Genomic DNA, 23,233 nt, shown 5'->3' with positions numbered 1-23,233 from the left:
TCGGGTGCGGGAAAGCAATTGGACATGTTCGCGTTTTGTGCTAACCGTTGGAAAAATAATTTTCGGGCAAGCGGGCAGGGACCGGTCACATCATGCGGATTTTGGGAATTGATCCGGGGTTGCGGAACCTCGGATGGGGCGTGATCGAATCGCGCGGCACCCGGCTCAGCCATGTAGCCAACGGTGTCTGCACCTCCGACGGGGATGATCTGGGCGAGCGTTTGCTGTCGCTGCACAATCAGGTTTCCGAGATCATCGAGGCCTTTGCCCCGGATCAGGCGGCGATCGAGCAGACCTTCGTGAACAAGGACGGCGCCGGCACGCTGAAACTGGGCCAGGCCCGCGGAGTGGCGCTTTTGACACTGGCCAAGGCGGGCTTGCCGGTGGGGGAATACGCGCCCAACCGGGTCAAGAAGACGGTGGTCGGCGTCGGCCATGCCGAGAAGGAGCAGGTCATGCATATGGTCAAGCTGCAGCTGCCGGGCTGCCTGCCGAAAAACGCCGATGCCGCGGATGCGCTGGCGATTGCCATCTGCCACGCCTATTACGGGGGCACACAGCAGCGGCAGCTGAGGGAGAAACGCGCATGATCGGCAAGCTGACAGGACGGCTCGATTACCGGGCGCAGGATCACGTGCTGATCGACGTGCGCGGCGTCGGCTACATCGTCTATTGCTCCGACCGCACCATGGCGGCACTTCCGGGCGTGGGGGAGGCCATCGCGCTCTACACGGACATGGTGGTGCGTGAGGACCTGATGCAGCTCTATGGCTTCACCTCGCTGGTGGAGAAAGAATGGCACCGGCTGCTCACCTCGGTGCAGGGGGTTGGGGCCAAGGTCTCTCTGGCCATCCTAGGCGCCTTGGGGCCGGACGGGGTGAGCCGGGCGATTGCGCTCGGGGATTGGGCCTCGGTCAAGGCGGCCAAGGGCGTCGGCCCCAAGACCGCACAGCGCATCGTGCTGGACCTCAAGGACAAGGCGCCAGGCGTGATGGCAATGGGCGGCACCGTGGCGGACGCGATGGACGGCCCTGGGCTGGAGGTGGTCGAGGATGCAGACCCTGCACCAGCCGCCAAACCGGCCCGCAAGGCGCCGCCCAAGAAACCCAGCGGTGCGGCGGCGGCCTCTGCCGGTGCGCTGTCGGCCTTGGGCAATCTGGGCTATGGTCCCTCGGATGCCGCTGCAGCGGTGGCAGAGGCGGCCGCCACCTATCCGGATGCGGATGAGCCGGAGCTGATCCGTGCCGCGCTGCGTCTGCTGGCGCCGAAGGGGTGATCAGACAATGGCATTGAAGCACAAAGGGCAGTGCCCGGCCGCGGGCGGAAAGCGAAGCGCCCGCCCGGGGGGGCGGACGGGCGCTGCCCGGCCTATCGGCCAGGCGGTTCATCTGAATGATAAGTTGAGGCGGAGTGACGCTGATGATTGACGCCGACCCCGCCCTGCGCCCCGAACCTCTGCCTGAGGACAATGACCGCGCCCTGCGCCCGCAGGGCCTTGGTGAATTCATCGGCCAGGCCGAAGCCCGCGCCAACCTGCGGGTCTTCATAGAATCCGCCCGCCGCCGCGGCGAAGCGATGGACCACACGCTGTTCCACGGTCCCCCGGGCCTCGGCAAGACCACCCTGGCCCAGATCGTCGCGCGAGAGCTGGGGGTAAATTTCCGCATGACCTCCGGCCCGGTGCTGGCCAAGGCAGGAGATTTGGCAGCGATCCTCACCAACCTTGAGGCCCGCGACGTGCTGTTCATCGACGAGATCCACAGGCTGAACCCGGCGGTGGAAGAAGTGCTTTATCCGGCGATGGAGGATTTCGAACTGGACCTGGTGATCGGCGAGGGGCCGGCAGCGCGCACCGTGCGGATTGAGCTGCAACCCTTTACCCTGGTCGGCGCCACCACGCGTATGGGCCTCTTGACCACGCCCCTGCGCGACCGCTTCGGCATCCCGACCCGCCTGCAGTTCTACACCATCGACGAGCTGTTCGAGATCGTCAGCCGCAACGCCCGCAAGCTGGGCGCACCGGCCGACGATGCCGGTGCCCGAGAGATCGCGCGGCGCGCCCGCGGCACCCCCAGGATCGCCGGGCGGCTCCTGCGCCGCGTGGTGGACTTTGCGGTTGTCGAGGGCGATGGAACCATCACTCGGGAGCTGGCCGATGGCGCATTGACGCGGCTGGGGGTGGACCAGCTGGGGCTCGACGGGGCGGACCGGCGCTATCTGAAGCTGATCGCTGAAAATTACGGCGGCGGGCCGGTGGGGATCGAGACGATTTCGGCCGCCCTCAGCGAGAGCCGCGACGCGCTGGAGGAGGTGATCGAGCCGTACCTCTTGCAGCAGGGGCTGATCCAGCGCACGCCGCGCGGGCGGATGCTGGCGCAAAAGGCTTGGACCCACCTGGGAATGCCGCCGCCGCGCAGCCAGAACGACCTATTCGGGTAAAAGCAAGCTGCGCTACCATAAGTTGTGTCAGCGATGCTGTCCAAATGTTTCGCGCGCGAAACATTGCGGCAGTATTGCTGACCTATTTGCGAGGTTCCGATTTCTCTTTCAGGCAGGCGCTCCCGCCCGCCGCCGGCCCATCAAAGATGGGCCTGCGCCCGTTGGGCGTGGCGCCGCGCTGACGCGCGGCGCGGCTTCGCTCAATCCAGGCCCGCGCCGCGCCAGCGGCGCCCGGCCCAAGGCTGTTTCCGGCGGTCTGGCGCAGCCAGGAGGCCGGGCAGGCGCGGGAGCAGCCCCCCTTCCTCTTGCCGCCGCGCGGCGCAGACGGCATAGACGGGGCAGGACCAAGGAGACGCCCATGACCGCCCAGCTGCCAGACCTGACGCCGGAGCAGATCGAAGCCCTGTTCACACGCAATGACGGCTCTTATGCCTTTGCCCGCTGGGGCCGGCCCGTGGCGCCGATCGTTTTCGGAGTGCAGGACGAGACCCTCAAGACCGTCAAGGGTGCGCTTGAGGCGGTGATGACGCTGGCGGGCCACCAGATGGCCGAGACCGACCCGGAGCTGGGCTCGAACCTCATGTTCTTCTTCTTCCGCGACTGGGAAGAGCTGCTGGCGGTGCCGGATCTGGACCGGCTGATCCCGGGCCTGCAGCCGCTGGTGGCCCGGCTGAAGGAGGCGGACGCCAGCCAGTACCGCGCCTTCCGGTTTGACGATCAGGGCGGCATCAAGGCGGCGTTTGTGTTCCTGCGGATGAAGGGCGCGATGGCGCAGATGCCCGCCGAAACCCTGGCGCTGACCCAGGCGGTGCAGGTGGCGCTGATGTGGGGCGACGCGGCTTTTGCCGGTACCTCGCCGCTGGCTGTGCTGCCGGACACCGGCGCAACCATCCTGCGTCCCGAGATCGCCGGCGTGATTGCCGCGGCTTATGACCGGATGATGCCGGTGGCGGCAGACGACAAATCCCACGCCCTGCGCCTGTTCGCACGCCTTCAGGCGCCGGCGGAACCGCCGCAGCCCTGATGCGCGCTTTCGTGGGCTTGCCGCTGCCGGATGCAGCCCTGGATGCGCTGGAGAGGGTGCAGGAGGGGCTGACCGTCGGGCGGCATGTCCCGTCAGAAAACATGCACCTGACGCTGGCTTTCCTGGATGACCAGACCGAAGCATCGCTGCAGGTCCTGCACCAGATGCTGGCGGAGATCAGCGCCCCGCCGTTGACGCTCACGTTCAACGGACTGGATACCTTTGGCGGCAAGCTGCCGCGGGTGCTGGCGGCGGAGGTGCTGAAAACGCCGGAACTGACCGGGCTGCGCGGCCGTGTCCGCAGCGCCTGCCGGGAAGCGGGCATAGACCTGCCGCGCGAGCGCTTCCGCCCGCATGTGACGCTGGCGCGTTTCCCCCGGCATCTGGAGACGGGACAGGTTGAAAAAATCGCGCAATTTCTTGCGGGAGCGGCGGGGTTCCGGCTGGACTGCGAGGCGGACAGTTCCGCGCTGTTTCAGTCGACCCTGGCACCGGAAGGCGCGCGGTATGACATGCTGGCGGAGTATCCGCTGGAGGGTTGAGCCGCTTGCAGCGGTCTGGCGCCACCCATAGGGTGCGCTGGCAAACGCAGGAGAGCAGGCAATGAACCACCAATTCCCGGTCCGGGTCTATTACGAGGACACCGACATGGGCGGGATTGTCTATCACGCCAATTACCTGCGCTTCATCGAGCGTGCCCGCAGCGACTGGGTGCGCGGCATCGGCGTTGACCAGAACGCCATGCGCGAGGCCGGGCTGATCTATGTGGTGCGCCGGATCGAGGCGGACTACCTGGCGCCTGCGAAATTCGACGAGGAGCTGCTGGTCACGACTTCCATGCAGACTGTGACGCCCGCCCGGATGGTGCTGGCTCAGGAGGTCACGCGGGATGGCCAGCCGCTGTTCAGGGCCCAGGTGACAATCGTCTGTATAACCACCGGCGGCAAACCGGCCCGGCTGCCGGCAGAGATTCGCGCATTGCGGTAACAATTGGCGCCAGCCCGCCTGTTTTAATGGCCTTTGCCATTGAACTGCGCTAGCGTCTTGCCAAATAAGGCCGGATAAACGGCCGGAACATCTATAGAGCAGGCTAATGGAAGCAGAAACTCTGGCGCTGGCGCAGGAGATTGATTTCTCCATGTGGGGCCTTTTCGCGCGGGCCACCGTGACCGTGAAACTGGTGATGCTGATGCTGGTGGGGGCCTCGATCTGGTCCTGGGGCATCATCATTCAGAAGATGATCAATTACCGCAAGGCCCGCAGCGAAGCGGACGCGTTTGACCGGGCATTCTGGTCGGGTCACCCGCTGGACGAGCTGTTTGACAGGCTGGGCGCGGACCCTGCTGGCCAGGCAGCGCGGATCTTCTCTGCCGGCATGAGCGAATGGCGCCGCAGCCATCGCAGCGACGGCGGGATGATCCCCGGTGCGCAGGCGCGCATCGACCGGTCGATGGATGTGGCCATCGCCAAGGAGACCGAGGGGCTGCAAAGCGGCCTGTCGGTGCTGGCGACCGTCGGCTCCACCGCCCCTTTTGTGGGCCTGTTCGGCACTGTTTGGGGCATTATGACCGCCTTTATCGAGATTGCAGAGCAGCAGAACACCAACCTGGCCGTTGTGGCGCCGGGTATTGCCGAGGCGCTGATGGCGACCGGCCTGGGCCTGCTGGCCGCAATCCCGGCAGTGGTATTTTACAACAAGCTGAGCGCAGACAGCGATCGCATCATCGGCGGCTATGAGGCCTTTGCCGATGAGTTTGCCACCATCCTCAGCCGCCAGCTGGACTCCTAAGGCCATGGGGGCCGCAGTCCAGCAGCCGCAGGGAGGCGGCGACCGCCGCCGGGGCCGCCGCCGCCGCCGCGGCCAGCCGATGTCGGAAATCAACGTCACGCCGTTTGTCGACGTGATGCTGGTGCTGCTGATCATTTTCATGGTGGCCGCGCCTTTGATGACCGTCGGCGTGCCGGTGGAACTGCCCAAGACTGCAGCCGGAGCCCTGCCGGGCGATGAGGAAGAACCGCTGACCGTGACCATGACAGCCGAGGGCGGGGTGGAAATCCAGACCACCCCGGTAGCGCGTGATGAACTGGTGCCCAAGCTGCGGGCGATTGCGGCAGAGCGGTCCTCGGACCGGGTGTTCCTGCGTGCGGACGGCAAGATTGCCTATGCCGATGTGATGCAGGTGATGGGCGCGCTCAATGCGGGCGGCTTTTCCAACGTGGGGCTGGTCACCGATACCGGCGGCCCGGCCTTGGACGGGCGGCAGGCGCAGGGCACGGATCAGTAAGCGGGGACGCGGACGGTGCAGACCGGAACCAAGATCTCTCTTGCCGGACACGGATTGCTGATGGGATGGGTTGTCTTCGGCGCCTGGTTCCCGTCCGAACCCTTGCCGTCCAACGTGCAGCAGGTGGCGCTGATCTCCTCCGAAGAGTTCGAGAAGCTGAGCCAGCAGCGCAAGGCGCCGCAGGTTGCGCCGGAGCCGGCACCGCTGAATGAACCTGCCGAGGTGCCGCCTGCACCGGAGCCTGCGCCGCAGCCTGATCCCGAACCGGAGATCACCCAGCCTGAACCGGTCGCTCCGGCCGAACCCGACCCGCAGGTGGCGGAACTGCCCGATGCGCAGCCTGAACCTGACGTGCCGGATGCCCCGCCGCCAGCGGCGGAAGAGCCGGAGATTGCCGCGCTGGTGCCGCAGGTCAGGCCGGACGCCGCGCCGCGCCCGGTGGACCGGGTGGCGCCGGAGCCTGTTGCACCGCCGGAGCCGGACACCAAGATCGACGACCTCGTGCAGCCCGAGGTCGCGCCGGAAGAGGGCGCCGAGACCGAGCAGGAGGTGCAGGAGGCCACGGCACGCGAAGCGGCCAGTGACCGGATCGTGACCGAGGAGAACGAAGGCGAGGATGTGGCGGCCTCTGCCGCGCCGGCCGTGTCCAAGCGTCCTGTGACCCGGCCTGCAAGGCCGCAGCCGCAGCCGGAACCTGAACCGGAAACCCAGGTCACCGAAGCGGCGCAGCCGGCAGAGCCTGACCCGGCAGACACCGCGTCCGCCGTGCAGGATGCCCTGGCCGAGGCCTTGGCGGGCGGCGCCGATGTGGAAGCGCCGGAACCCTCTGGCCCGCCGCTGACGCTGGGGGAAAAGGATGCGCTTCGGGTGGCGGTGTCGCAGTGCTGGAATGTGGGCTCCCTGTCCACCGATGCGCTGAAAACGACCGTGGTTGTTGCGGTGTCGCTGGCGCAGGACGGCCGGCCCGACACGGGCTCGATCCGGATGCTGTCCAGCACCGGCGGCGCATCATCGGCGGCGCAGCAGGCCTTTGACGCAGCGCGGCGGGCGATTATCCGCTGCGGCGCCAGGGGATTTCAGCTTCCGGCTGAAAAGTACGCGCAATGGCGCGATATTGAGATGACATTCAATCCTGAAAGGATGCGGATCAAATGAGGAATATTCTGGCGGCACTCCTGATCGGCGCCTCGGCACTGGCCGGGGCAGGCGCAGCCGCGGCGCAGACCGGCCCGCTCCGCATCGAAATCGACCAGGGCGTGATCGAGCCGTTGCCCTATGCGGTGCCGGATTTCGTGCCGGAAACCCCGGCGGCAGCGGAATATGCCACCGAGATCGCGCGCGTCATCGCGTCCGACCTCAGCGGCACCGGGCTGTTCCGGGAAGTGCCCGCCAGCGCCCACATCTCCAAGGTGGCGGCGTTCGACGGCCCGGTCAAATTTGCCGACTGGAAAGCAGTGAATGCGCAAGCGCTGATCACCGGCGCGGTCAGCGTCACCGGCAACCGGCTGACGGTGCGGTTCCGCGGCTATGACGTGTTCGCGGAAAAGGAGCTGGAAACCGCGTTGCAGTTCACCGGCACCACCGACGGCTGGCGGCGGATGGCGCATAAGGTGGCGGATGCGATCTATAGCGAGATCACCGGCGAGAGCGGTTATTTCGACAGCCGGGTGGTCTATGTCTCTGAAAGCGGGCCCAAGAACGACCGCCGCAAGCGGCTGGCGGTGATGGATTACGATGGTGCCAATGTTCAGTATCTGACCAACAGCGCCTCCATCGTGCTGGCGCCGCGGTTCTCGCCCACCGGCGACCGGGTGCTTTATACAAGCTACGAAAGCGGCTTTCCGCAGATCCACGTGCTGGATGTGGGCCAAGTGCAGCGCAAGGTGCTGTCCAGCGGCGACGGCACCATGAGCTTTGCGCCGCGGTTCGCGCCGGACGGGCGGACCATCGTCTACTCTCAGACCCAGGGCGGCAATACCGACCTTTACTCGATGGATATCGGGACCGGCGCGAAAACCCGGCTGACCTCGGCGCCTTCGATCGAGACGGCGCCGTCGTTCTCGCCCGACGGTTCGCAGATCGTGTTTGAAAGCGACCGCTCCGGCAGCCAGCAGCTGTACGTCATGCCCGCAGGCGGCGGCGAGGCACGGCGGATCAGCTTCGGGCAGGGCCGCTATGGCACGCCTGTGTGGTCGCCGCGCGGCGACATGGTGGCCTTTACCAAACAGAACAAGGGCCGGTTCCACATCGGCGTCATGCGCACCGACGGCAGCGAAGAGCGGCTGCTGACCGCGTCCTTCCTGGATGAAGGCCCGACCTGGGCACCCAATGGCCGGGTGATCATGTTCACGCGCGAAAGCCAGGGCAGCACCGGGCGGGCGCTGCTGTATTCGGTGGATATCACCGGCCGCAACCTCAAGCCGGTCAGGACACCGGACGGGGCGTCGGACCCCTCGTGGTCGCCGCTGCAGAAGTAAACGCTGCGGAAACAGGGCCGTTTAGGCGGGGATACCCGCATAGAACCAGACCCGGGCTTATGATAACGTCGGGGCAAGAAACGCAAAGGAATAGGCAGACATCATGAGCGGCTTGAAATTGGCAATGGCGGCAGTGGCCGTACTGGGGCTGGCAGCCTGCAGCAATAACCCCTGGAACGACGATCTGAACGGCGCCGGCGGGCCTGGCGGCGCAGGTGCGGGCGCGGGCGCCGGTGCATTGGATCCGGCCAGCCCGGCCTATTTCCAGCAGACTGTTGGCGACCGGGTTCTGTTCGCGATCGACCAGCACACGCTGTCGCCCGCCGCGCAGTCCACATTGCAGGGGCAGGCGCGCTGGCTGGCGCAGAACGCCGACTATGCGGTCACCATCGAGGGCCACGCGGATGAGCAGGGCACCCGCGAATACAACCTCGGCCTGGGTGCCAAGCGCGCCAACGCCGCCCGCGAGTACCTGATTTCGCAGGGTATTGCCGGCAGCCGCATCAAGGTGGTGAGCTACGGCAAGGAACGTCCGCTGGAAATCTGTTCGGACGAAACCTGCTATTCCAAGAACCGCCGCGCTGTGACCGTGCTGGCTGGCGGCCTGACGGGGTAACGGCATGAAACCTCTGCGCACCGCGCTTCTGGCCACTGTGATGCTGCTGCCGCTGCCGCTGGCGGCGCAGAATTCGCAGACCCTGGCGGATATCCGCCAGGAGTTGACTGTATTGCACGTGGAGATCCAGCGGCTGAAGCGCGAGCTGTCGACCACCGGATCCCCGTCTGCGGAGGTTTCCGGCAATACGGTGCTGGACCGGGTTGGCGCGATTGAGAGCGAGCTGCAGCGGCTGACCCTGCAAACCGAAGAGCTGGGCCACCGGATCGACCGGATTGTGGCTGATGGCACCAACCGGATCGGCGACCTGGAATTCCGCCTGGTTGAGCTGGAAGGCGGCGATGTCGGCGCTTTGGGCGAGACCACGACACTGGGCGGCGGCGAGCTGCCAGCCGCGGTGGTTGCCGCCCCGCAGGCAGAGGATAGCGGCACAACGGGCGGCGAGCTGGCGATCGGTGAGCAGGCGGATTTCGATGCCGCCGAGAAGCTTCTGGCCGAGGGGCAGTATCAGGAAGCGGCAGAGAAGCTTGCGGCATTCAACCAGGCCTATCCGGGCAGCCCGCTGGCGGCGGCGGCAGAGTTCAGCCGCGGCAAGGCGCTGGACGGGCTGGGCGACACCCGCGAGGCGGCCCGGGCCTATCTGGCGGCCTTTACCGGCAATTCCTCCGGCCCGGTGGCGCCCAAGGCGCTGTTTGAGCTCGGCGCCGCATTGGGGCGCCTTGGCCAGACCGATCAGGCCTGCGTGACACTGTCCGAGGTCGGTGTGCGGTTCCCGGGGACGGGTCCCGAAGAAGAAGCCAAGGCCGAAATGGCCAAGCTGGGCTGTTCTTGACCCCGGCCGGGCGGGATATCCCTGCTCTGGTGCGCAGTCAGTTCCGTTCTGCTCTGCCTGCCAGGCTGGGAATCGCGCTGTCCGGCGGCGGTGATTCGATGGCCCTGATGCATCTGCTGCATGACTGTTTCGGCGGCGGAGACGTTCAGCTGTTCGCGGCGACTGTCGATCACGGGCTGCGCCCGGACTCGGCGGATGAGGCGGCGGCAGCCGGGGCGGCGGCAGGCCGCCTTGGCATCACCCATGAGGTGTTGCACTGGGAGAACAGGCCGCAGGAAGGCAACCTGCAGGCGCAGGCCCGCGCGGCACGGTATGATCTCCTGTGCAGCTGGGCGCGGCGGCACGGCATTCCGGTGCTGGCGCTTGGACACACAGCGGATGATCAGGCGGAGACGGTACTGATGCGCATGGCCAGGGCCTCTGGGGTGACCGGGCTGTCGGGCATGGCAGAGCGGCGCACCCGCGATGGGGTGACCTTGCTGCGGCCGCTCCTGGACGTGACCCGCAGCGAGCTGCGCCGCTATCTGGAGGCCCGAGGCATAGATTGGGCGGAGGATCCGAGCAACGAGGATACGCGGTTCGAACGGGTGCGGGTGCGCCAGGCGCTGGAGCAGCTGGCGCCGCTGGGGCTGACGCCGGGGGTTATTGCCAAGGTCGCCCGGAATATGGGCAAGGCCCGCGAAGCGCTTGACTGGTATGTCTTTCTGGCCGCCCGCGATCTGGTCCATGTCCAGGCCGGCGCCGTTGTTCTGTGCCAGCGCAAGTTCCGCACCTTGCCCGGCGAAATCAGCCACCGGCTGCTGGTGCGCGCCTTTCAATGGATTTCGGGTGCCGCCTATCCGCCGCGCCGGGTGCCGATGGAAAAGGCGGTCCTGGCTGCGCGCAACGGCAGTTCCGTCACCCTGGCAGGCTGCCGGCTGGTCAGCACGGCCAAGCAGGTCTGGATCTGCCGGGAATACAATGCCGTGAAAGGGGAAACTGCCCTGCCGGGGCAACGATGGGATGGCAGGTGGAAGATTTTCGGCGGTGATGCAAAGGGTTGCGAAGTGCGGGCCCTGGGGCGACAGGGGCTGGCGCAATGCCCCGACTGGCGCGCCGCGGGCGTGCCGGGCGCGGTGCTGGAGGCCACACCGGCGGTGTGGCACGGTGCCCGGCTGGCCGCTGCGCCCGCGGCCGGACTGGCCAATGGCTGGTCGGCTGAAACGGCAGGAAGCGAAGAAGAGTTCTTTGCATCCCTTTTATCTCATTGAACCTGCCTGAATGATCCTTATTTTAAGCACAACGCAGGCGGCCCGTGCGGTGCGCCTATCTGATTGGGAGAACTTTCCTTGGGCAACGCTCGCAATATCGCCTTTTGGGTTGTTCTGTTTCTGCTGATTCTGGCGCTGTTCAATTTGTTCAGTGGTTCCGGCAGCACGATGCAGAGCCGTGAACGCACTTTCTCTGACTTTGTCAGCTCGGTTGAAACCGGCAAGGTCAGCACCGTCACTCTGGACGGGGAACAGGTGCGCTATACCACCACCGACGGGCAGAACTACGTCACCATCAAACCGGGCGATGCCGAGGTCACCTCGCTGCTGATCGCAAATGACATCCCGGTGCGCGCTGAAAAGCAGCAGCAGTCGGGCTTTCAGTCGTTCCTGATCACACTGCTTCCGTTCCTGCTGCTGATCGGTGTCTGGATCTACTTCATGAACCGGATGCAGGGCGGCGGCAAAGGCGGCGCCATGGGCTTTGGCAAGTCCAAGGCCAAGATGCTGACCGAAAAGCACGGCCGCGTCACCTTTGACGACGTCGCGGGCATCGACGAGGCGAAGGAAGAGCTGGAAGAGATCGTCGAATTCCTGCGCAACCCGCAGAAATTCTCGCGCCTGGGCGGCAAGATCCCCAAGGGCGCGCTGCTGGTCGGCCCTCCGGGCACCGGTAAGACGCTGCTGGCCCGTGCCATCGCAGGCGAGGCGGGCGTGCCCTTCTTCACCATCTCCGGCTCCGACTTCGTGGAAATGTTCGTGGGTGTTGGTGCAAGCCGCGTGCGCGACATGTTCGAACAGGCCAAGAAGAACGCGCCTTGCATCGTCTTCATCGACGAAATCGACGCCGTCGGCCGCCACCGTGGCGCCGGCTATGGCGGCGGCAATGACGAGCGCGAGCAGACCCTGAACCAGCTGCTGGTGGAAATGGACGGCTTTGAGGCCAATGAGGGTGTGATCATCCTCGCCGCCACCAACCGCAAGGATGTGCTGGACCCGGCGCTGCTGCGCCCGGGGCGTTTTGACCGCCAGGTCACCGTCGGCAACCCCGACATCAAGGGCCGCGAGAAGATCCTTGGCGTGCATGCCCGCAAGACCCCGCTGGGCCCGGACGTGGACCTGCGCATCATTGCCCGCGGCACCCCCGGTTTCTCTGGCGCGGATCTGGCCAACCTGGTCAACGAGGCGGCGCTGATGGCCGCCCGCGTCGGCCGCCGCTTTGTCACTATGGAAGATTTCGAATCGGCCAAGGACAAGGTGATGATGGGGGCCGAGCGCCGCTCGATGGTGCTGACCCAGGACCAGAAAGAAAAGACCGCCTACCACGAAGCAGGCCACGCGGTTGTCGGCTTGGTGCTGCCGGAATGCGACCCGGTCTACAAGGCGACGATCATTCCGCGCGGCGGCGCGCTGGGGATGGTGGTCAGCCTGCCGGAAATGGACCGGCTGAACTGGCACAAGGACGAGTGCGAGCAGAAGCTGGCGATGACCATGGCGGGCAAGGCAGCCGAGATCATCAAATACGGTGAAGGCCATGTCTCCAACGGTCCTGCCGGCGATATTCAGCAGGCGAGCCAGCTGGCGCGTGCCATGGTGATGCGCTGGGGCATGTCCGACAAGGTCGGCAACATCGACTACGCTGAGGCGCATGAGGGTTATTCGGGCAACACCGCCGGTTTCTCGGTCTCGGCCCACACCAAGGAGCTGATCGAGGAAGAGGTCAAAACCTTCATTCAGGAAGGCTATGACCGCGCGTTCCAGATCCTCACCGAGCATAAGGAAGAGTGGGAACGCCTGGCGCAGGGGCTGCTGGAATACGAAACCCTCACGGGCGACGAAATCAAGCGGGTCATGAACGGCGAGCCGCCGCAGGCCGGCGATGATGAGGATGGCGGTGAGGATGAGGGCAACGCGTCCGTGACCGCGATCCCCAAGGCCAAGCCCAAGAAAACCCCGCCCGAAGGCGGTATGGAGCCTGAGCCGACTGCCTAAGCACTTAGCCGGAAAATGAAATATCGTCCCGGAGACCTGCAGCGGTTTCCGGGACGTTTGCTTTTGAGGGGTGGCGGGGGCCGCGGCGGGCAGCTGTGCTGCCCGCCGCGGCCCCCGCCCGGATCGGATCGTCAATGCGATCCGATCCACAGACGCTCTGCGCCTGCATTGAACCCAAAGCGCTACGTCCCATCCGGGCCCGGGAGAGTCGCCCGCTGTTCCGTTACCGGGTGGCAGCTGCGGGAAAAGCCTGTAAGGTCCGCTGCACAGGCAAAATTCATTTGAGGAGAACCGGAATGCCGGTATTGCGCGACAGCGGGTTCAGCGGCGAAATCACTTGGCTGGGCAGCGTCCCGGCAGGTGCGGGGCTGCAGGCGGTTCCCTCGGACACGCTGGTGCTGGGGTTCGGCGGAATTTCTGGCGAGCGCCACGAGGGCGAAAACCGCGCCTCCTGCGTCCGGGTCCGCAATCTTTACCCGGAGGGCACCGAAATCCGCAACGTGCGCCAGCTGACCATTCTGTCGGAGGAAGAACTGGCGCTGATCGCAGCGGATATGGAAATGGACCGGATCGACCCTGCATATCTGGGCGCGACCGTGGTGCTGCGCGGGATCCCGGATTTCACTTTTGTGCCGCCGTCCTCGCGTCTGCAGGGGCCGGACGGGGCAACCCTGACCGTGGACATGGAAAACCGCCCCTGCGTGCTGCCGGGCCGGGAGATCGAAAAGGACCATGCGGGCTTTGGCGCCCGCTTCAAACCTGCGGCACAGAATCGCCGGGGAATCACTGCCTGGGTGGAGCGCCCCGGAACCCTGTCCCTGGGCGCCAGTCTCACCCTCTTTGTGCCGGACCAGCGCGCCTGGGCCCCGTGAGTTCCTTCTTTTAGGGGAATGCGTTTCCTTTAAGGAACCCGGAGCGGCGCGGGGAAAGAGCCCACGCCGCTTCAAGGCAGGATAATGTCGGAAATCACGCGCGCGTTTTGCCGCATATTGGCTAAGTCTATCGCGAAACCGGCATCCTTGTGCCGGCGATCGTATGCAAACTCAGCAGGAACCTTGCCATGAGCTACAAGAGTGACATTGAGATCGCGCGTGAGGCGCAGAAGAAGCCGATCCAGGAGATTGGTGCTAAGATCGGGATTTCCAGCGGCGATCTGCTCCCCTACGGCCACGACAAGGCGAAGGTGAGCCAGGCGTTCATCGACTCGGTGCAGTCCAAGGAAGACGGCAAGCTGATCCTGGTGACCGCGATCAACCCGACCCCGGCGGGCGAGGGCAAGACCACCACCACCGTGGGCCTGGGCGACGGCCTGAACCGGATCGGCAAAAACGCGATGATCTGTATCCGTGAAGCCTCGCTCGGCCCGAACTTCGGCATGAAGGGCGGCGCTGCAGGCGGCGGTTACGCGCAAGTTGTGCCGATGGAGGAGATGAACCTCCATTTCACCGGCGACTTCCACGCCATCACCTCGGCGCACTCGCTGCTCAGCGCGATGATCGACAACCACATCTACTGGGGCAACGAGTGCGAGATCGACGTGCGCCGCGTCGCCTGGCGCCGTGTGGTCGACATGAACGACCGCGCCCTGCGCCAGATCACCGCGTCCCTGGGCGGCGTGTCCAACGGCTTCCCGCGCGAAACCGGCTTTGACATCACCGTGGCCTCGGAAGTGATGGCGATCCTGTGCCTTGCGACCGACCTCAAGGACCTGGAAAAGCGCCTGGGCGACATCATCGTGGCCTACCGCCGCGACAAGACCCCGGTCTACTGCCGCGACATCAAGGCCGAAGGCGCGATGACCGTGCTCTTGAAGGACGCGATGCAGCCGAACCTGGTGCAGACCCTGGAAAACAACCCGGCCTTCGTGCACGGCGGCCCGTTTGCCAACATCGCGCACGGCTGCAACTCGGTCATTGCCACCAAGACCGCGCTGAAAGTCGCTGACTACGTGGTGACCGAGGCAGGCTTCGGCGCGGACCTGGGCGCCGAGAAGTTCATGAACATCAAGTGCCGCAAGGCAGGCATCGCGCCGTCGGCTGTGGTGCTGGTCGCCACCGTGCGCGCGATGAAGATGAACGGCGGCGTTGCCAAGGCGGATCTGGGTGCCGAGAACGTCGAGGCGGTGAACTCCGGCTGCGCCAACCTCGGCCGCCACATCGAGAACGTCAAATCCTTCGGCGTGCCGGTTGTGGTTGCGATCAACCACTTCGTGACCGACACCGATGCGGAAGTGGACGCCGTCAAAGCCTACTGCGCCTCCCACGGCGTCGAAGCGGTGCTGTCGCGCCACTGGGAGCTGGGCTCCGAGGGCTCCGCGCCGCTGGCCGAGAAGGTTGTCGAGATCGTCGACGCAGGCTCCGCCAACTTCTCGCCGATCTACCCGGACGAGATGCCGCTGTTCGAGAAGATCGAGACCATCGCCAAGCGCATCTACCGCGCCGACGAGGTGCTGGCGGACAACAAGATCCGCAACCAGCTGAAGGAATGGGAAGACGCGGGCTACGGCAACCTGCCGGTCTGCATGGCCAAGACCCAGTACTCCTTCTCCACCGACCCGTCCCTGCGCGGGGCGCCGGTGGGCCACTCGGTGCCGGTGCGCGAAGTGCGCCTCAGCGCCGGTGCCGGCTTCATCGTGGTGGTCTGCGGCGAGATCATGACGATGCCGGGCCTGCCGCGCAAACCGGCGGCGGAAACCATCTGCCTGAATGCGGACGGCCAGATCGAAGGCCTGTTCTAAGGCACCGCAAACGGAATGCAGCGGCCCGGGTGTCCCCGGGCCGCTGAAGCTTTGAGATGACGGGACCGGATCCGGGGCGGCGCCCCCGGCGGAAAGGAAGAGAGCAATGGCAGCAACAGTGATTGACGGCAAGGCCTTTGCGGCCAAGGTGCGCGGCCAGGTGGCGGAGCACGTGGCGCGGCTGAAAGAGGAGCATGGCATCACCCCCGGCCTGGCGGTGGTGCTGGTGGGCGAGGACCCGGCCTCCCAGGTCTATGTCCGCTCCAAGGGCAAGAGCACCGTCGAAGTGGGCATGAACTCGTTCGAGCACAAGCTGGACGCGGGCACCTCCGAGGCTGATCTGCTGGCGCTGATCGATCAGCTGAACAACGACGCGTCCGTGCATGGCATCCTGGTGCAGCTGCCGCTGCCGAAGCATCTGGACGAGGATCTGGTGATCAACTCGATCGCGCCGGAGAAGGACGTGGACGGCTTCCACATCTCCAACGTCGGCCTGCTGGGCACCGGCCAGAAGTCGATGGTGCCCTGCACGCCGCTGGGCTGCCTGATGATGCTGCGCGAGCACCATGGGAGCCTCTCGGGGATGGACGCGGTGGTGATCGGCCGCTCCAACATCGTCGGCAAGCCGATGGCGCAATTGCTGCTGGGCGACAGCTGCACCGTGACCATCGCGCATTCGCGCACCAAGGATCTGCCTGACGTGGTGCGCCGCGCCGATATCGTGGTGGCGGCCGTGGGCCGTCCGGAGATGGTGCCGGGCGACTGGATCAAGGAAGGCGCGACGGTGATCGACGTCGGCATCAACCGCATCGACGCGCCGGAGAAGGGCGAGGGTAAGACCCGTCTGGTGGGCGATGTGGACTACGCCTCTGCGGCTGAGCGCGCAGGCGCCATCACGCCGGTGCCCGGCGGCGTCGGCCCGATGACCATCGCGTGTTTGCTGGCGAACACCGTGACCGCCGCCTGCCGCGCCAACAACCTGGCCGAGCCGGAAGGCCTGACCGCCTGAAGCGCAGAACAGAAGCGGCTGAAAGCGATGCTCCCGCCGGACGCCTCCGGCGGGAGTATTTTTGGGAAAGATGAAAGGGCGGGGTCAGGCAGTGACCGGCACCATGGTGCCTTGCAGGATTGCGACCAGCTTTTGCTCATGTCCTGTTACTGCGTGAACCTCTCCTGTGACGATGACCAGGCGGCGGCCTGGTTTGATGACTTTGCCGGTGGCGCGCAGGTGTTCTCCGGCGCCGGGAGCCAGCAGGTTGATCTTCATCTCCGCCGTCATGACTTCGCAGTCCTCGGGCATCATTGTCAGCGCCGCATAGCCTGCGGCCGTGTCGCCGATCGCAAAGCTGAGCGCGGCATGGGCCACGTCATGCTGCTGGCGGCTGCCAGGCAGGATGGGGGCGGTGATCACCACTTCACCTGCTGTGACGCTTTCAATCTCTGCACCCAGAGTTTGCATCATGCTCTGCTTCGCGAAGCTGCTGCGGATGCGGTCTTCCATTTCAGTGTCCTTCTACTGGTTTGCCCGAAGCATAAAGGAGCGCCGGCGCCTTGCGCAGGTGACGCTGCGCCATTTGCCCGGTCAGCGCGGCATTGGCACCGGCAGCGGCCGCGGGCCGGTCAGGATGGCGAGAGCATCGGGCGCCATCAGCGGTGTAAACGCAGGATCGCTGCTGCGCAGGCCCCCGGTATAGGTGCCGAAGGCAGGCAGGATCACGCGGGCGGCATCCACCAGAAAGGCGGGCCGCGAAGTGCTGCGCAACCGTGCCTTGGGGTGGTAATGGCCGGAGATTTCCGCGCTCGCTTGCGGGTCGGCAATGTGGCGGAAGGTGAGCGGGCCCAGCGTCAGGGCGGCGGTGTGCTCCCCGCCCAGTCCCGGGGGGGCAGGGTCGTGGTTGCCCTCGATCCAGATCCAGCGGCGGTCCTGCATCAGGCGGGTGATGCTCTTCAGGTCTGCCTGCGGCAGCGCGCGGCCGGCTGCGTCATCGTCGAAACTGTCGCCGAGGCAGATGAGCGTTTCCGCGCGGGTTTCATTGAGAACAGCTTCGAGCCGGTCAAGCGTCTCGCGGGTTTCATAGGGGGGCAGAGCGCTGCCGCCGCGCCGCGCGTGGCGTTCGGATTTGCCCAGATGCAGGTCGGAGACGCAGAGGGTGCGCTGCTGCGCCCACCAGAGAGCGCCGCTGCCGAGGGCGGTGAGGCGGACGCCCGCCAGAGTGAAGTCAAAGCCGTTCATGATGCGTTCTTAACGGTGCCAGCGGCACTGGCAAGGGTTATTGCGGCAGGGTGCTGAGACCGGACTGCTGCATCAGCGCTTCGGTTTCCCGCAGCAGCAGTTTCTCCTCTGCGGCGCCTTTGACCGGGACTTTGCCGGCCTCCAGCAGCAGCGGGGCGGCCAGCGGGGAGATGCGCTCCAGCCGCCGGAGGGTGATGCGGCCGCCGATGCGGGTGATCATCTCCTCGATGCGGCCGAAGTCGACCAGTCCGCGCAGCGCTTCCTCGCGGGTGATGTCCAGCAGCAAGTGGCCCGGGTCGTATTTGCGCAGCGTGTCATAGAGGATGTCGGAGGAAAACGTCGCCTGCCGCCCGTTCTTGCGCTGGCCTGGCGTGTTGCGCTCGATCAGCCCGGCGATGGTGGCGGCCCCGCGGAAGGCGCGTTTCATTACCGCATTGCCGGCCAGCCAGCCCTCCAGTCCATCGCGCAGGGCGCGGATATCGAACAGCGGCGCCGGATCGGTGAGTTCCTCCAGCCCCCAGATCAGCGTCGCATAATCGGTAGAGACGAAGCCGAGGGGATCAAGGCCCAGTTCCTCCATCCGCTTGGTCAGCAGAAGCCCCAGTGTCTGCTGGGCATTGCGGCCTGCGAAGCCATAGACGCAAGCGTGTTCGCGTCCGTCATGCGGGAAGCTTTCGATCAGCAGGGAGCCTGCGCGGGGCAGCTCGGACACCTCGCGCTGAAGCTCCAGCCAATCGGCGGTGTGGCGCGGCAGGCTGGGCCAGCTGTCCTGCTTAAACATCTCAAGGATACGGGCGCTGAGCTGGGTGGAGGTGGCGAATTTGGTGCCGGAGAACACGGCGATCTTGGGTTTCTTGCCGGGGTTGCGGCTGACCTCCACCGTCATCTCCCGCAGGCCTTCGTAGCGCACCGTCTGGCCGCCGATCAGGAAGGTGTCGCCAGGGGTGAGGGTGGCGGCAAAGGCCTCCTCGATCTCGCCCAGCGGCTTGCCGCCGCGGCTGCGTTTCAGGCGGACCTTCACCAGGTCCGTGTCCTGGATTGTGCCGAGGTTCATACGGATACGGGCCGCGGCGCGGGGGTCGCGCAGCTGCCATCTGCCGTCCGGGCGTTGCAGCAGGCGCTGCCACTGGTCGTAAGCTTTCAGAGCGTAGCCGCCGGTGGCGCAGAAATCGAGACAGGCATCGAATTCCGCGCGCGTGAGGCCGGCATAGGCGCCGGCCTGGGTCATCTCGGCATACAGGCTATCAGCGTCGAAAGGGCCCGCGCAGGCGGCGATCAGGATGTGCTGGCACAGGACGTCGCGGGGGCCTGCGCCGCGGGGCTCGCCGTCCAGGTCGCCTTCGCGCACCGCCTCCAGCGCGGCGCGGCATTCGACCACCTCAAACCGGTTGGCGGGCACCAGCAACGCCTTGGAGGGGGCGTTATAGCGGTGGTTGGCCCGGCCGATGCGCTGCACCAGACGTTTCACGTTCTTGGGGGCGCCGATCTGGATCACCAGGTCCACGTCGCCCCAGTCGATGCCGAGATCCAGGGAGCCGGTGCAGACAATGGCGCGAAGCTCGCCCCGGACCATTGCCGCCTCGACCCGTTCGCGCTGCACCCGGTCGAGCGAGCCGTGGTGGATGCCAATCGGCAGGCCGTCGTCGTTGGCGAGCCAGAGGTTGTGAAAGAAGATCTCTGCCTGGGCGCGGGTGTTGTGGAAGATCAGCGTGGTTTTGTGCGCCTTGATCTGCTCCATCACCGCGGGGATGGCATAGGCCGCGCCGCCGCCCGCCCAGGGGGGCGGTTCAGTGGTTTCCAGCATCCGGAGATCGGGAGCGGGGCCGGGATCGGCCAGCACGATCTCGCAGGGGTCCGGATGGCGGGCCAGGTAGCTGGCAATCGCCTGCGGGTCGTCCACGGTGGCCGACAGCCCCACCCGGCGCAGGTCCGGGCAGAGGGTTTGGAGCCGGGCCAGTGCCAGCATCAGCTGATCGCCGCGCTTGCTTTCTGCCAGAGCGTGGATTTCGTCCACCACCACTCGTTTCAGACCTTTGAAGGTGCGGGCGGCGTCCTCGTAGGATGTGAGCAGGGCAAGGCTCTCCGGCGTGGTCAGCAGGATATGCGGCGGATCGGCGCGCTGGCGCTTTTTGCGGCTGGAGGGGGTGTCGCCGGTGCGGTCATCGATGCGGACGGGCAGGCCCATCTCCTCTACCGGCGTACGCAGGTTGCGCTTGATATCGGCCGCCAGCGCCTTGAGCGGGGAGATGTAGAGCGTGTGCAGCCCTTCATGGCTGCCGTCTGCCAGATCTGCCAGGGTCGGCAGGAAACCGGCCATGGTCTTGCCGCCGCCGGTGGGGGCGATCAGCAGTGTGCAGGGCTGGGACGCCCGCTCCAGCATGGCGTGCTGGTGCGGGTGGATCGACCAGCCCTTAGAGGCAAACCAGTTTTCAATGACGGGTGGCAGATTGCTCATCCGTCCCATGTAGGGGCTGCCGCAAAACTTTTCTAAAGAGTTCTGCCCAAAGTTTGCAAAAAACTTTGGGGCCGGGTCATTTCACGATGGTCTCATCCTTGACGAACATATTGGCCCAGGCGCGGTCGATCAATTCCGGCGACATTTGATAGGGGATGCCTTCGAATTCGCAGATCGCGATCATCTGGTCGACCAGGAATCCTGGCTGATAGTTGGCATAGATGTTGCGGATCGTCGGGTATTTGTTCCGGAGAAGGTGCACCAGGGTGCTTTCGTCCAAGGGCATACCCTTCTTGCGGGCGACCATGGCAAAGATCTTGAGGTAGTTTTCCTGGTCCGGCCCGTCGATCTTTATCTTGAAGAAGATCCGGCGCAGGGCGGCCTGGTCGAAGATCTCGTTCGGGTGGAAGTTGGTGGAGAAGATCACCAAGGTGTCAAATGGCACCTCGAATTTTTCGCCAGACTGCAGCGCCAGGATGTCCTTGCTTTCCTCCAGCGGCACGATCCAGCGGTTGACCAGCGCCTGCGGCGGCTCTGCCTGGCGGCCAAGGTCGTCAACGATGAAGATGCCGCCGGTGGATTTCAGCTGCAGCGGCGCCTGGTAGGTGCGGGCGGTGGGGTTGTAGACCAGGTCCAGCATGTCCAGTGACAGCTCGCCGCCGGTGATCACGGTGGGGCGCTCGCACATCACGTAGCGCTCGTCAAAGCGGCGGCGGCGGCGCAGGGCATTGGGATCGTCCGGTTCCTGCTCGACCATGGTGTGCACGATCGGGTCGTAGACGGTGATCACCTGGCCTGCGTATTCGATGGCGCGGGGCACATAGACGTGATCACCCAGCGCATCGCGGATGCCGTTGGAAATCGAGGACTTACCGTTGCCCGGAGGGCCGTACATCAGGATCGAGCGGCCGGCGCTGACGGCCGGGCCCAGGTGGTCCAGCAGGCTGTTCGGCAGGATCAGGTGGCCCATCGCATTGGTCAGCTGGTCGCGTGTTACCTGGATGTTGCGGATCGACTGGCGCTTGACCTGCTCGCGGTAGACCGCCAGCGGCACCGGCATGGCGCCGAAGTATTCGGACTGGCTGAGCGCATCCAGCGCGCGGGCCTTTCCCGCATCGGTCAGCTGGTAGCCCATCTCGTTGCCGCTGTTGGCGTTGAGCGTGCCGGTGGCCTCCAGCAGTTTCTGTTCGCGGGCCAGGTCGACCAGCTCCTGGGTGACGGCGCCGGGCAGGCAGATCGCCTCGGCAATCTCGGTCACCGTTTCCACGTTCTTGCGGAAGATGGTCTTGAGCAGGATGTCCCGCATCATCACCAGCGGCAGCTGCATCTGCTCCAGGCCCTTGGGGGCGGGAGGGGCCATCACGGCGAGGTTCTGCATGTTCATGGCGGTGCCTGTCCCTGAAATCCGGAAATCTGCCCCCAGTAGGAGGCGGTCTTGGAAACAGACTATTCAGGACTGTGGCAACAGCGGGGCAAGGGTGCAGCATTTCCGCGGAGGCGGTGATAAACCGGGGACAGTTTCAGGTGCCGGCCCGGCTCAGCGGCCAAACAGGGCGGCCAGGGTCAGGTAGATTGCGAGGGTGCCGCCGAGGCAGAGCCCCATGGGAAAGCTCTTACCGGTTTCCCAGCTTTGCCAATGCGGTGCCAGTTCGCGCAGGGGCGTGTATTTGGCGATCCGGTGGGCCGTGAAGCCTGCCAGCAGGGTGGCTGCGAAAATGATCATCAACAGCCGGAGGTCGCCAAGCGCAAAGAAAGGCGCGGCAACACCCGCAAACTTGGCATCGCCGGCGCCAACGGCGCCAGCGGAATAGAACAGGAAACCCAGGCCGACCCCGACCGGCAGATGCAGCAGGTGCCAGCCGTAATCCGCCCAGGAGGGCATCGCAAATGCCCCCACGGCCACATAGATCACCGCCAGCACATCAACCGCCCAATTGGGAATGCGCATGCCGCGCAGGTCGGTCAGCGCCACCGTGTAGCACAGCGGCAGCACGAAGGGCAGGAACCACAGGGCGGCATGGGCCGGGAACTGCATGGGTCAGCCGTTTTCCAGCGCCGCCAGCGAGCGTGAGGCTTCCTCGAAGTGCTGCGGGTGGGTGTCGATCGCTTCGCGCAGCAGGTTTTCGCCAACCTTGACGTCGCCTTGCTTGACCGCGGACAGTGCCAGCGTGTGCAGCAGCAGCGCCCGTTCGGTCTGGTCCAGCGGGATCACCGGCAGAGTGTAGTTGCGCTGAGCGCCACGGGCGAGCACCAGGTTATTCTTGGCGGTGAACAGGGCCTGGTCCTGGCGGATCGCTTCGCCGAACAGACGCTCGGCACCGGCGAAGTCACCGCGGGTCAGCTTGGAGTAACCCCAGTTGTTCATCACCTTGGCCGGCTTGGTGGTCAGACCGGTGGCAATCTCATAAAAGCTGTCGGCGCGCTTCCAGTCCTTACTTGCATCCGCCACGACGGCCTCAAGCCGGTAGCGCTCATAGGTTTCATGGGTCGGCGGCACTTTGTCCAGAATGGCCTTGGCTGCGTCCCATTCGCCGCTGCGCACCAGCGCGCCTGCGAGTTGCACGTTGTCCTCGCTGGTGGCGCCCTTCATCGACACGACCTTTTTCCAGGCGGTGGTGCCCTCGGTGGTGCGCTTGGCGCGGATCAGCGAGTAGGCAAGGCCGCGCTGCAGCTCGATCCGGTCCGGGTTGTTCTTGAGGGTGCGCTGGAAATGCACCACCGCCTCATTCGGGTCGGCCACGGTCAGCATGACATCGTTGAGATTGCTCTCGTCGATGACATTCACTTCCTGAAAGGCCCGTTCGACGGTTTCATCGGCTTTCTCAGCGCAGGCCGATAAGACCAGCGCCCCTGCCAGAGAAGCGGATAGGAAAAACTGCTGGCGCATTTGTGC

The 23,233-nt window shown here is 65.5% G+C and carries 23 protein-coding genes; 17 read left to right on the top strand and 6 right to left on the bottom strand.

Features of this window, described 5'->3' with window-relative positions:
- Positions 1-92: 92 nt before the first annotated feature.
- The 17 genes from ruvC (at position 93) to folD (ending at position 16,661) form a co-directional block, all read left to right on the top strand.
- Positions 93-590 (top strand): crossover junction endodeoxyribonuclease RuvC, encoded by a 498-nt coding sequence (gene ruvC / locus AC5STI_RS09485; RefSeq protein WP_495446491.1) that lies wholly within the window; start codon positions 93-95, stop codon positions 588-590.
- Positions 587-1,276 (top strand): Holliday junction branch migration protein RuvA, encoded by a 690-nt coding sequence (gene ruvA / locus AC5STI_RS09480; protein ID WP_495446490.1) that lies wholly within the window; start codon positions 587-589, stop codon positions 1,274-1,276. Before ruvC ends, ruvA begins: the two co-directional genes overlap by 4 nt.
- Before the next feature lie 143 nt (positions 1,277-1,419).
- Positions 1,420-2,439, top strand: coding sequence for a Holliday junction branch migration DNA helicase RuvB (gene ruvB / locus AC5STI_RS09475; protein WP_019298099.1), 1,020 nt, complete (start codon positions 1,420-1,422; stop codon positions 2,437-2,439).
- Between the two features lie 358 nt (positions 2,440-2,797).
- Complete coding sequence (locus AC5STI_RS09470) at positions 2,798-3,463, top strand: hypothetical protein (RefSeq protein WP_495446489.1); 666 nt, start codon at positions 2,798-2,800, stop codon at positions 3,461-3,463.
- Positions 3,463-4,005 carry an RNA 2',3'-cyclic phosphodiesterase gene (gene thpR / locus AC5STI_RS09465; protein ID WP_495446488.1) on the top strand — a complete coding sequence of 181 codons (543 nt, stop codon included), beginning with the start codon at positions 3,463-3,465 and terminating at the stop codon, positions 4,003-4,005. The genes AC5STI_RS09470 and thpR overlap by 1 nt, the downstream gene beginning before the upstream one ends.
- 61 nt (positions 4,006-4,066) lie before the next feature.
- On the top strand, positions 4,067-4,450 hold the full coding sequence (gene ybgC / locus AC5STI_RS09460) for a tol-pal system-associated acyl-CoA thioesterase (RefSeq protein ID WP_490400293.1): 384 nt from the start codon (positions 4,067-4,069) through the stop codon (positions 4,448-4,450).
- A 106-nt stretch (positions 4,451-4,556) separates the two neighbouring features.
- Positions 4,557-5,252, top strand: coding sequence for a protein TolQ (gene tolQ, locus AC5STI_RS09455; RefSeq protein WP_475046941.1), 696 nt, complete (start codon positions 4,557-4,559; stop codon positions 5,250-5,252).
- Positions 5,253-5,256: 4 nt separating this feature from the next.
- On the top strand, positions 5,257-5,748 hold the full coding sequence (gene tolR, locus AC5STI_RS09450) for a protein TolR (protein WP_008557137.1): 492 nt from the start codon (positions 5,257-5,259) through the stop codon (positions 5,746-5,748).
- Between the two features lie 15 nt (positions 5,749-5,763).
- A complete protein-coding gene (tolA, locus tag AC5STI_RS09445) occupies positions 5,764-6,903 on the top strand; it encodes a cell envelope integrity protein TolA (protein WP_495446487.1) in 1,140 nt (379 codons plus the stop codon).
- A complete protein-coding gene (tolB, locus tag AC5STI_RS09440; RefSeq protein WP_495446486.1) occupies positions 6,900-8,225 on the top strand; it encodes a Tol-Pal system beta propeller repeat protein TolB in 1,326 nt (441 codons plus the stop codon). The genes tolA and tolB overlap by 4 nt, the downstream gene beginning before the upstream one ends.
- Before the next feature lie 103 nt (positions 8,226-8,328).
- Positions 8,329-8,841 carry a peptidoglycan-associated lipoprotein Pal gene (pal, locus tag AC5STI_RS09435; protein WP_495446485.1) on the top strand — a complete coding sequence of 171 codons (513 nt, stop codon included), beginning with the start codon at positions 8,329-8,331 and terminating at the stop codon, positions 8,839-8,841.
- 4 nt (positions 8,842-8,845) lie between these two features.
- Positions 8,846-9,673 carry a tol-pal system protein YbgF gene (ybgF, locus tag AC5STI_RS09430; RefSeq protein WP_495446484.1) on the top strand — a complete coding sequence of 276 codons (828 nt, stop codon included), beginning with the start codon at positions 8,846-8,848 and terminating at the stop codon, positions 9,671-9,673.
- Positions 9,670-10,923: a tRNA lysidine(34) synthetase TilS gene (gene tilS / locus AC5STI_RS09425; protein WP_495446483.1), complete on the top strand. Its 1,254-nt coding sequence runs from the start codon at positions 9,670-9,672 to the stop codon at positions 10,921-10,923. Before ybgF ends, tilS begins: the two co-directional genes overlap by 4 nt.
- Positions 10,924-11,001: 78 nt before the next feature.
- On the top strand, positions 11,002-12,915 hold the full coding sequence (ftsH, locus tag AC5STI_RS09420) for an ATP-dependent zinc metalloprotease FtsH (protein ID WP_475046930.1): 1,914 nt from the start codon (positions 11,002-11,004) through the stop codon (positions 12,913-12,915).
- A 296-nt stretch (positions 12,916-13,211) separates the two neighbouring features.
- Complete coding sequence (locus AC5STI_RS09415; protein ID WP_495446482.1) at positions 13,212-13,787, top strand: MOSC domain-containing protein; 576 nt, start codon at positions 13,212-13,214, stop codon at positions 13,785-13,787.
- Between the two features lie 188 nt (positions 13,788-13,975).
- Positions 13,976-15,652, top strand: a complete 1,677-nt coding sequence (locus AC5STI_RS09410; RefSeq protein ID WP_495446481.1) for a formate--tetrahydrofolate ligase — start codon at positions 13,976-13,978, stop codon at positions 15,650-15,652.
- A gap of 106 nt (positions 15,653-15,758) precedes the next feature.
- Complete coding sequence (gene folD, locus AC5STI_RS09405; protein ID WP_495446480.1) at positions 15,759-16,661, top strand: bifunctional methylenetetrahydrofolate dehydrogenase/methenyltetrahydrofolate cyclohydrolase FolD; 903 nt, start codon at positions 15,759-15,761, stop codon at positions 16,659-16,661.
- An 84-nt stretch (positions 16,662-16,745) separates the two neighbouring features.
- Here the strand turns inward: folD and AC5STI_RS09400 are convergent, their stop codons facing one another.
- The 6 genes from AC5STI_RS09400 to AC5STI_RS09375 all read right to left on the bottom strand — a co-directional run bounded on the left by AC5STI_RS09400 (position 16,746) and on the right by AC5STI_RS09375 (position 23,227).
- Positions 16,746-17,153: a PaaI family thioesterase gene (locus AC5STI_RS09400; RefSeq protein ID WP_495446479.1), complete on the bottom strand. Its 408-nt coding sequence runs from the start codon at positions 17,151-17,153 to the stop codon at positions 16,746-16,748.
- 81 nt (positions 17,154-17,234) lie between these two features.
- A complete protein-coding gene (gene pdeM / locus AC5STI_RS09395) occupies positions 17,235-17,885 on the bottom strand; it encodes a ligase-associated DNA damage response endonuclease PdeM (RefSeq protein ID WP_495446478.1) in 651 nt (216 codons plus the stop codon).
- A gap of 37 nt (positions 17,886-17,922) precedes the next feature.
- Positions 17,923-20,340 carry a ligase-associated DNA damage response DEXH box helicase gene (locus AC5STI_RS09390; RefSeq protein WP_495446477.1) on the bottom strand — a complete coding sequence of 806 codons (2,418 nt, stop codon included), beginning with the start codon at positions 20,338-20,340 and terminating at the stop codon, positions 17,923-17,925.
- A 76-nt stretch (positions 20,341-20,416) separates the two neighbouring features.
- Positions 20,417-21,724 carry a DUF8689 domain-containing protein gene (locus tag AC5STI_RS09385; protein ID WP_475046922.1) on the bottom strand — a complete coding sequence of 436 codons (1,308 nt, stop codon included), beginning with the start codon at positions 21,722-21,724 and terminating at the stop codon, positions 20,417-20,419.
- Positions 21,725-21,877: 153 nt separating this feature from the next.
- The gene (locus AC5STI_RS09380) at positions 21,878-22,375 is read right to left on the bottom strand and encodes a prepilin peptidase (protein ID WP_495446476.1); all 498 of its coding nucleotides are present in this window, start codon (positions 22,373-22,375) and stop codon (positions 21,878-21,880) included.
- A gap of 3 nt (positions 22,376-22,378) precedes the next feature.
- On the bottom strand, positions 22,379-23,227 hold the full coding sequence (locus tag AC5STI_RS09375) for a tetratricopeptide repeat protein (RefSeq protein ID WP_475046919.1): 849 nt from the start codon (positions 23,225-23,227) through the stop codon (positions 22,379-22,381).
- Between the last annotated feature and the right edge of the window lie 6 nt (positions 23,228-23,233).

The sequence above is a fragment of the Leisingera sp. CC-HEC096 genome (assembly GCF_059429235.1).
This window is presented reverse-complemented; position numbering and strand designations above follow the sequence as displayed.

Excerpts from the sequence above, each read along its gene's own strand:
- ruvC (WP_495446491.1), top strand. The coding sequence starts at position 93 with ATGCGGATTTTGGGAATTGATCCGGGGTTGCGGAACCTCGGATGGGGC.
- ruvA (WP_495446490.1), top strand. The coding sequence starts at position 587 with ATGATCGGCAAGCTGACAGGACGGCTCGATTACCGGGCGCAGGATCAC.
- ruvB (WP_019298099.1), top strand. The coding sequence starts at position 1,420 with ATGATTGACGCCGACCCCGCCCTGCGCCCCGAACCTCTGCCTGAGGAC.
- AC5STI_RS09470 (WP_495446489.1), top strand. The coding sequence starts at position 2,798 with ATGACCGCCCAGCTGCCAGACCTGACGCCGGAGCAGATCGAAGCCCTG.
- thpR (WP_495446488.1), top strand. The coding sequence starts at position 3,463 with ATGCGCGCTTTCGTGGGCTTGCCGCTGCCGGATGCAGCCCTGGATGCG.
- ybgC (WP_490400293.1), top strand. The coding sequence starts at position 4,067 with ATGAACCACCAATTCCCGGTCCGGGTCTATTACGAGGACACCGACATG.
- tolQ (WP_475046941.1), top strand. The coding sequence starts at position 4,557 with ATGGAAGCAGAAACTCTGGCGCTGGCGCAGGAGATTGATTTCTCCATG.
- tolR (WP_008557137.1), top strand. The coding sequence starts at position 5,257 with ATGGGGGCCGCAGTCCAGCAGCCGCAGGGAGGCGGCGACCGCCGCCGG.
- tolB (WP_495446486.1), top strand. The coding sequence starts at position 6,900 with ATGAGGAATATTCTGGCGGCACTCCTGATCGGCGCCTCGGCACTGGCC.
- pal (WP_495446485.1), top strand. The coding sequence starts at position 8,329 with ATGAGCGGCTTGAAATTGGCAATGGCGGCAGTGGCCGTACTGGGGCTG.
- ybgF (WP_495446484.1), top strand. The coding sequence starts at position 8,846 with ATGAAACCTCTGCGCACCGCGCTTCTGGCCACTGTGATGCTGCTGCCG.
- AC5STI_RS09415 (WP_495446482.1), top strand. The coding sequence starts at position 13,212 with ATGCCGGTATTGCGCGACAGCGGGTTCAGCGGCGAAATCACTTGGCTG.
- AC5STI_RS09410 (WP_495446481.1), top strand. The coding sequence starts at position 13,976 with ATGAGCTACAAGAGTGACATTGAGATCGCGCGTGAGGCGCAGAAGAAG.
- folD (WP_495446480.1), top strand. The coding sequence starts at position 15,759 with ATGGCAGCAACAGTGATTGACGGCAAGGCCTTTGCGGCCAAGGTGCGC.
- AC5STI_RS09400 (WP_495446479.1), bottom strand. The coding sequence starts at position 17,153 with ATGGAAGACCGCATCCGCAGCAGCTTCGCGAAGCAGAGCATGATGCAA.
- pdeM (WP_495446478.1), bottom strand. The coding sequence starts at position 17,885 with ATGAACGGCTTTGACTTCACTCTGGCGGGCGTCCGCCTCACCGCCCTC.
- AC5STI_RS09390 (WP_495446477.1), bottom strand. The coding sequence starts at position 20,340 with ATGAGCAATCTGCCACCCGTCATTGAAAACTGGTTTGCCTCTAAGGGC.
- AC5STI_RS09385 (WP_475046922.1), bottom strand. The coding sequence starts at position 21,724 with ATGAACATGCAGAACCTCGCCGTGATGGCCCCTCCCGCCCCCAAGGGC.
- AC5STI_RS09380 (WP_495446476.1), bottom strand. The coding sequence starts at position 22,375 with ATGCAGTTCCCGGCCCATGCCGCCCTGTGGTTCCTGCCCTTCGTGCTG.
- AC5STI_RS09375 (WP_475046919.1), bottom strand. The coding sequence starts at position 23,227 with ATGCGCCAGCAGTTTTTCCTATCCGCTTCTCTGGCAGGGGCGCTGGTC.